Origin of the sequence: Hymenobacter coccineus (assembly GCF_001816125.1) — a bacterium.
GTDB classification, from domain to species: Bacteria; Bacteroidota; Bacteroidia; order Cytophagales; family Hymenobacteraceae; genus Hymenobacter; species Hymenobacter coccineus.
On the sequence record NZ_MDZA01000265.1, the window covers coordinates 1 to 1,786 of the forward strand.

Annotated in this window: 3 protein-coding genes; all 3 read left to right on the forward strand. The window is 70.0% G+C overall.

The window, feature by feature from the left end; all coding sequences use genetic code 11:
• On the forward strand, positions 1–492 hold a 492-nt coding region (locus BEN49_RS28085), incomplete at its 5' end, for an MATE family efflux transporter (RefSeq protein WP_158022932.1).
• Positions 465–722 carry a hypothetical protein gene (locus BEN49_RS14690; RefSeq protein WP_070744619.1) on the forward strand — a complete coding sequence of 86 codons (258 nt, stop codon included), beginning with the start codon at positions 465–467 and terminating at the stop codon, positions 720–722. The genes BEN49_RS28085 and BEN49_RS14690, both read left to right, overlap by 28 nt.
• A gap of 118 nt (positions 723–840) precedes the next feature.
• The coding region (locus BEN49_RS14695) for a glycosyltransferase family 2 protein (protein ID WP_125916886.1) at positions 841–1,786 on the forward strand (946 nt) is incomplete at its 3' end.

Below are 1,786 nucleotides of genomic sequence, written 5' to 3' on the forward strand. Positions count from 1 at the left end.
GGCCTGGCCGTGGCGCCCGCCCTGGTAATGGCCGGCCGGGCCGGCGTGCTGCGGGGCCTGGGCCGGTGGGCGGCCCCCAGCCGGGCGGCACTGCGGGGCCTGGCGCAGTTTGGGCTGATGGCCGTGGGCAACATCGTGTTTGGGCGGGCCGTGGACGTGGCCGTGCGGGCCGCGCTGCTGAACCACTTTGGCCCGGCCCGCACCGACGTGTGGCAGGCCGCCGCCAAGCTCTCCGACAACTACACGATGGTGGTGGCCGCCGTGCTCAGCAGCGTGTTTTACCCGCAGCTGGCGGCGCTGGCGGGGCGGCCCGCCGCGGCCCGCGCCTACTTGCGCGGGGTGCTGGGGGTGCTGGCCCCGGCGCTGGCCGTGGCGCTGGGGGCCGTGTTTCTGGCCCGCGACTGGCTGCTGCCGCTGTTTTTGCGCCGCGCCTGCTGGCGGCCCGCGAGCTGCTGGCCCCCCAGATGCTGGGCGACTGGGCCAAGTTTCTGAGCTGGGTGTTCATTTTTCAGCTCACGGCCCGGGCCCGCACGGGGCGGTACGTGGCCGTGCAGGCGGCTTCGGCGGTGCTCTACGCCGGGCTGTTGGTGGGGCTGGTGCCGGCCCTGGGCCTGGCGGGCGCGGTGTGGGCCCACGCCCTGCGCTACGGGGCCCTGCTGCTGGGCTGCGGGTTTTTCTGGCTGCGCAGCGGGCGCAACGAGCAGTTAGCAGTGAACAGTTAGCAGTGAGTAGTTATACTCGTTGCGCAGTAGGTTGCGGAGCTTGTTGATTGCTGAACGATTGGAGCAGGGGATGTAACAAATAACAACAAATTGATAACTGCTCACTGATAACTGTTAATTGATAACTGCTAACTGCCCCCTTGTAACGGTAGTGGCCCTGTGCCACAACCACGCGCCCTTCCTGCGCGAGGCCCTGGATTCGGTGCTGGCCCAAACCTACCCGCACCTGGAAGTGTGGCTCGTGGACGACGCCAGCACTGACGGGAGCCTGGCAATTTTGCGCGAGTACGCCGCCGCGCACCCGGCCTGGCACCTGCTGCTGCTGCCCGAAAACGTGGGCAACTGCCGCGCCTTCAACCAGGCGTTTTGGCAAAGCACGGGCGAGTTTGTGGTCGATTTTGCCACCGACGACGTGCTGCTGCCCGACCGCCTGGCCCGGCAGGTGGCGCAGTTTGGGGCCCTGGACGCGAGCTGCGGCGTGGTTTATTCCAACGCCGAACACATTGACGAGCAGGGTAATTTGCTGGGCCGCCACTACTACCCCGGGGCCCCAGCGCACCTGCTCCCAGCCAGCGGCTGGGTGTTTGCCGACGTGCTGGCCCGCTTCTTCATCAGCACGCCCACCATGCTGATGCGTCGCACCTGCCTGGCCGCGCTGGGCGGCTACGACGAGGCGCTGGCCTACGAGGACTTCGACTTCTGGGTGCGGGCGGCCCGCGACTGGCAGTTCGACTACCTCGACGCCGTGACGACCCGCAAGCGCAAGCACCCGCGCGCCATGTCGGCCCGCGCCTACCGCGCCCACGACCCGTACCTGACCTCCACCATCCGCGTTTGTGCCAAGGCCCTGGCCCTGGTGCGCACCCCGGCCGAGCGCGCCGCCCTGGCCGTGCGCCTGCGCTGGGAGTTGCGCCACGCCGCCCGCCGCCGCCGCGCCGCCGAAGTGGGGGCCCTGTTGCGCTACTGCGCCAGGTGGTCCGCCCTGCTCTCCTGGACTTGGGCCCTGGCCGCCTGGGGCCGGCGCTGGCCGTTGGCGGCGGTAGCGGGGCGGGGGGTAGTGCGGG